The organism is Microcystis sp. LEGE 08355, from assembly GCF_015207185.1.
Taxonomy (GTDB): domain Bacteria; phylum Cyanobacteriota; class Cyanobacteriia; order Cyanobacteriales; family Microcystaceae; genus Microcystis; species Microcystis panniformis.
Genome location: NZ_JADEXI010000278.1, coordinates 1 through 6,002, shown reverse-complemented (window position 1 = coordinate 6,002; position 6,002 = coordinate 1). Strand labels below are relative to the sequence as shown.

General features: G+C 44.6%; 5 protein-coding genes. 1 reads left to right on the top strand and 4 read right to left on the bottom strand.

The window, feature by feature from the left end; translation table 11 throughout:
• The 4 genes from IQ242_RS14530 to IQ242_RS14515 form a co-directional block, all read right to left on the bottom strand.
• The coding region (locus tag IQ242_RS14530) for a helix-turn-helix domain-containing protein (protein ID WP_193960453.1) at positions 1-166 on the bottom strand (166 nt) is incomplete at its 3' end.
• A gap of 143 nt (positions 167-309) precedes the next feature.
• A complete protein-coding gene (locus IQ242_RS14525; protein WP_193960452.1) occupies positions 310-1,524 on the bottom strand; it encodes a type II secretion system F family protein in 1,215 nt (404 codons plus the stop codon).
• A 106-nt stretch (positions 1,525-1,630) separates the two neighbouring features.
• Positions 1,631-2,731 (bottom strand): type IV pilus twitching motility protein PilT, encoded by a 1,101-nt coding sequence (locus IQ242_RS14520; RefSeq protein WP_193960451.1) that lies wholly within the window; start codon positions 2,729-2,731, stop codon positions 1,631-1,633.
• A gap of 145 nt (positions 2,732-2,876) precedes the next feature.
• Positions 2,877-4,892: a GspE/PulE family protein gene (locus tag IQ242_RS14515; protein ID WP_193960450.1), complete on the bottom strand. Its 2,016-nt coding sequence runs from the start codon at positions 4,890-4,892 to the stop codon at positions 2,877-2,879.
• A 240-nt stretch (positions 4,893-5,132) separates the two neighbouring features.
• Between IQ242_RS14515 and grpE the strand changes: the two genes are divergently transcribed.
• Positions 5,133-5,855 (top strand): nucleotide exchange factor GrpE, encoded by a 723-nt coding sequence (gene grpE, locus IQ242_RS14510; RefSeq protein ID WP_193960449.1) that lies wholly within the window; start codon positions 5,133-5,135, stop codon positions 5,853-5,855.
• Positions 5,856-6,002 lie beyond the last annotated feature (147 nt).

Here is a 6,002-nt window from a genome sequence, read left to right as displayed (position 1 = left end):
TATATCCTACTCTTTCTTGTCTTTCGTACCAAGCTTGTGTTCTGAGATGGAGAGCTTTATTGTAAACCAATCTTACACAGCCCAAAGTGCGCCGCAATAGCGACTCTTGTTCGGGTGTGGGGTAAAATCGGTAGCGATAGCTTTTCCATGTCTCACATTTTAGCATATATTTCGTAAATGTGCTAATATTTAACAGTAAAGCCGTCGTAGAACGACGGGGTTTCAGACCCAAATTTTCGATGAAAATTAAAATTTTTCTGATTTCAAGCTACCGACGACTAACTGATAACGGAAATGAGTCCTCTAAACTTATCCCAAGGCATCGAAGATTTTAAACATGGGCAAGTACATAGACAGAAGAATAATTCCCACCATCCCCGCAACACCAATCATCATCAAGGGTTCAATGATACTGGTTAAAGCTTTAATGGCCTGTTCCACCTCATCTTCGTAGAAATCCGCCACTTTCATCATCATGGCATCTAATTCTCCCGTTTCCTCCCCAATACTAATCATTTGAATGGCCAAAGCTGGGAAAACATTGGCTTTTTGTAGGGCCAAACTCATCATTCCCCCCTGCTGAATTTCCGCCTTGGCACCAGCGATCGCATTGGCAATTACCTGATTACCCACCGTATTACAAACGATGTCGAGGGAACTTAAAATTGGGACACCAGAACGCGTCAGAGTCCCAAAAACCCGGCAAAATCTAGCCACAGCCGACTTTTCATTCAAATCACCAAAAAGAGGCATTTTAAGGAAAAAATGGTCAATTTGCAGACGACCCACCGGGGTTTTGTAATAGCGACGCAGTAAAAAAACCGTGGCAACAATGGTGACAATCGGAATTAAAATCAACCAACTACGCATCACACCACTTAAAAAGAGCATAAATTGCGTTAAAGCCGGTAGTTCCACCTTTAAATCGGTGAAAATTTTCGCAAAGACGGGAATTAAAAAGATCGTCATCCCGAAAAACACAACTACCGCCAAAATTCCTACCGCTACTGGATAAGTCATCGCTGATTTAATCTGGTTTTTCAAGCGGGCCATGTCTTCCAAAAGTTTCGAGAGACGGTTGAGCACTTCATCGAGTACCCCCCCCGTCTCACCAGCTTCGACCATACTGACATAAAGTTCATCAAAACATTCGGGATGTTTGGCCATCGCTTCCGATAACGGACTCCCTTGCTGTACCTCAGCACTAATCGCTTGTAGGGCTTTTTTCATCTTGGGATTACCGCATTGATCCCCCAAAACTCCCAAACATCTCACAATCGCCACACCAGCATTAATCATTACCGAAAATTGACGGGAAAAAACCGCTTTATCTTTGATGGAAATGCTGGCAAACATCAACTGTAAACCGGAAAGATCGATCTCTCCCCCCACTTTTTTGACTTTACCGACGGCGGCATATTTCGCCTTCAGCATCGTCCGGGCCTGTTCGGGAGACATAGCTTCAACTTTCTCTTGGAAAACTTTTCCAGAGCCGCTTTTAACTTGTGCGACAAAAGTAGGCATAGAACAAATCAGTTATCAGTTATCAGTTATCAGTTATCAGTTATCAGTTCACTGTTTACAGCAAAAAACTTCCCACTCTCCTATACCTTTTAAACAGGATTTAGGATTAAATCCGGGCTTTAGCGTTAGTGCTGGCCCCGGCGATAAGACGTTGTAATTCATCGGGTTTACCGCTTTTAGAAATGGCCTCTTCCAAAGAGACAACACCCCTAACAACTAAATTAGCTAATCCCTGTTCCATGGTTTGCATTCCTAACTTCATTCCCGTTTGAATTGCTGAATAGACTTGGGGGGCTTTTCCTTCCCGAATTAGGTTAGCGATCGCTGGAGTTACCACCATGATTTCCTGTACCATTGCCCGACCAAATTCCCCCGGTTTAGGATTTTTTTTCTTGACTAGGTTTTGACTAAAAACTGCTAGTAAAGAATTGGATAACATGGCGCGAATTTGTGCCTGTTGATTAGCAGGAAAAACGTCAATAATCCGATCCACTGTTCCCGCTGCCGAGCTAGTGTGTAGGGTTCCGAAGACTAAGTGACCGGTTTCTGCCGCCGTGATTGCCAAACTAATTGTTTCTAAATCCCGCATTTCTCCCACAAGGATAATATCAGGATCTTCCCGTAAAGATGCTCTTAAAGCGTTAGCAAAACTCTTGGTATCTTCTCCTTTTTGTCGTTGGTGAAACAGACTTTTTATATTAGGAAAAACGTATTCAATTGGGTCTTCTACAGTTAAAATATGTTCAGACCTAGTCCGATTAATTAAGTCTAAAATTGCCGCTAAAGTGGTAGTTTTACCTGAACCTGTTTGGCCAGTTACGAGAATTAATCCCCTCGGTCTTTCCGATAACTCCCGTACTACTCTAGGTAAATTTAATTGTTCAAAGTTAGGAATTTTAGAGGACAAAGCCCGTAAACAAGCTGCATAAGCTCCCCTTTCTTTATAAACATTGACCCTAAATCTTGCTAATCCTTTCACCCCGTAGGAACAGTCTAATTCCCAATTCTGCTCTAACTCTTTTCTTTGAGTATTATTGAGCATACTAAAAATCAATTTCTGACAATCTTGCGGGGTTAAAGATTCTTCATTAATCGGGGCGAGTTTGCCACTAATGCGAAAATAGACTGGCGCCCCAGACTGAATGTGCATATCAGAACCGCCCATCTCGACCAATTGTTGCATTAAATCTTCGATCATTAATTCCATAAGTTAAACCCCATCTTTAAGGTAAAATCAGTGAACAGTAACCAGTAACCAGTGAAAAGACATTGGGAAAGTGCTATTTAAGACTACTCACTTAATACTCCTTACTTAAAACTCAAATCTCATAACTGATAACTGAAAAACTGTCTTAATCACTAAATCGCGGTGTCATACAATAGGGACAATCGAGCCATTCTGGTTGTAGTTCGGCGCGACAACCACGACAGATTAAACCGCTTTTCCGTTTGGCTTTTAGTTCCGCTTCCAGACCGGAATCGGTAAATGTCACCCGTTCCACTTCTTCGAGGGTGGTGTAACCCTCGCGCACCAGATTTAAACTATAGGCTAGGAGTGTCACCATGCCCTCATCGACGGCCGTCTCCTTAATGCGATCAGTGGTTGCCCCTTGGTTAATTAACTGCTGTAGTCGTTCACTATTCTGCATTACCTCATAGACACCAATGCGACCTTTATAACCGCTGCCGCTACACTTAAGGCAGAGATTGCCCTGTTTTCGCGCCTGTTGAATTTCCTCAAGGGTGAGGGTATTAGCCTTATAAAAGGTCACTTCCCGTTCATTGGCGGCGGAAAGACCAAAACGGGCTAATTCCTCTTGACTGGGGTGATAGGCGACTCGACACTGGCTACAGACGCGCCGCATGAGACGCTGGGCCAAGACTCCCAAGAGAGAACCAGAAATCATAAACGGTTCAACCCCCATCTCATCGAGACGAGCGATCGCACCTGCGGCATCGTTGGTGTGTAGGGTAGTTAGGACCAAGTGACCGGTTAGGGCGGCCTCGATCGCTGTTTTGGCCGTTTCCTTGTCCCTAGTTTCTCCCACCAGAATCACATCCGGATCTTGTCGCATGAATGCCCGCAGAATCGAGGCGAAATCCATGCCTTTTTCGCGAATTACCTGCACCTGGGTGATGCCTGGTAGAGAATATTCGATCGGATCTTTGGCCGTACTAATATTGACCCCAGGGTGATTTCTTTCGGCTAACACCGAGTATAAACTGGTGGATTTCCCCGAACCGGTCGGGCCTGTCACCAGCAACAGACCAAAGGGACGACTGGCCATGTCTCGGACGATTTGCAGGGTCTTTTGGTCGGTGATTAGTTTATCTAAACCCAACTGGGTAGCCGAGTTGTCGAGAATCCGTAAACAGACTTTTTCCCCGTAGCGACTGGGTAGGGTATTAACCCGAAAATCCACTTTCCGCCCTTGATACATCCGCCGAATTTTACCATCTTGGGGAAGACGACGTTCGGCGATATCGAGATCGGCCATGATTTTAAAACGGGCTGTCACCGCCGGGGTAATTTTTTTCGGCAGTGGCTCAAAAGCTTGATGAAGAACTCCATCTTTGCGAAAGCGAATTTTCAGGAATTCTTCTTGGGGTTCGATGTGAATATCGGAAGTCCCTTCCTGTAGGGCTTTAGCTATAATTTTATTGACGAGGTTGATGACGGGAGCTTGATTAGCTTCCCCTTCTCCGAGATCATCGGCCACTTCATCGTTAGCCGCACCAGAGGCCACCTCAATATTGCTGACAATACCAGTGAGATCCGAGAGTTTTTCTAGTTCTTTTTCTTTTTGCAGTCGGGCTTTTTCCTGTTCTAGCTCCGGTTGAGCCGAGTGGAATTTTTCCAGTAATCTTTCATAATCTTCGCTAGTAATCACCAAACGCTGTAAACCTAACTCCCTGGGGCGGAGAATACGATTAATATCGTCGGAAGCCTCGAGGTTGTCGGGATCGACCATGGCTATCAAAATCGCAGCCGGCTCTCCTTCGATCTTTCGCAGGGGGATGAGACGATAGCGACGACAAAGATCGATCGGAATCAAAGAATCGATCAATCGGGCTATTTCCAGTCCATCCACATCGCTCAATTCGGGGTCGATCGATTCGACTCCGTAGAGAATTTTTAATTCAAATAACTGATTTTTCTTGTACTGTCGCTGCAAATCCGGGGGCAAAGGGCGCCCAGTTAGTTGTTGTAATATTTCTACTAGCGATCGTCCCGATTTCCGTGTTTCCACCAGGGCCTGTTGCATTTGGTCGGCACCGATATATCCCGACTGCACCAACTTGTTACCAAAGGGGGAAAAGTAATTGCGTAGGGCAACGGCACGGGTTTTCTTGGAAGAAAATGTCATAGACGATTCTTAACCTCTCCACTACCCTTAAATGTTCCCAATTTTACTGGTAAAATTGCATTCTAGCAAAAATTTTTCTAGATCACCGATTATCTATCGGGGTCGCTTATATCCAGTTACGCATCTTGTCCACAAAATGTTACATTAAGGGTTAAACCTTGATTATTAGCTGGTACTTAAAGACCAAAATTAGCAGTAAATGGTCATATATTGCCAAATTACCCAATAAAATTGTCTACTATGAGTGCAGAACCAAATACCTCAGTAATTTTCGACGAAAACCAAGAATCCTTTCCTAATTCCCCCGAATCCCTGACCACCGAATCGGAAGCCAGTGTCACCGATGAAGCCAAAACTGTGACGGATCAGGCCGCCTCTAGCGAGGAATTTTCCTTTCTAGGCGGAATGACTATCGATACTCTACAAGAGGAAATTGATACTCTCAAACAGCAGTTAGAGGAGCAAACCCAACAGGTTGATGCCTATAAGAAACGCTATATCACTCTAGCGGCCGAGTTCGATAATTTTCGCAAACGCACAGCCAAGGAAAAAGAGGAACTGGAAACAAAAATCAAGGGCAAAACCCTGATGGAAATTCTTGGCGTGGTGGATAATTTTGAGCGCGCCCGTACTCAAATTAAACCGGCTAATGATGGCGAGATGGGTATTCACAAGAGTTACCAAGGAGTCTATAAAACCTTAGTGGACAGTCTCAAGCGTTTAGGCGTTTCCCCTATGCGTCCAGAGGGTCAACCCTTTGATCCCACCTACCACGAAGCGATGATGCGGGAGTACACCGATGAACATCCCGAAGGCACGGTGGTCGAGCAGCTAGTGCGAGGATACACTCTCGGAGAAGATGTTTTGCGTCATGCTTTGGTAAAAGTGGCTGCCCCCAAAGAGACAGATACTAACGCTGATCCGTCAGAATCCACTTCCATTCCATCCCAGGAATCCCTCTAACACCTCGACATTAAAAAGTGTTTAGGTATTTGGGAATAGGGGATATGTAGGGAGCATCTCATTTATGCAAGTGAGTAATTATACTTATCCCTAAAACTGGTTTCTAGCAAGGCTTTCAAAATAGCTTGACATAAAAACCTGATTTAG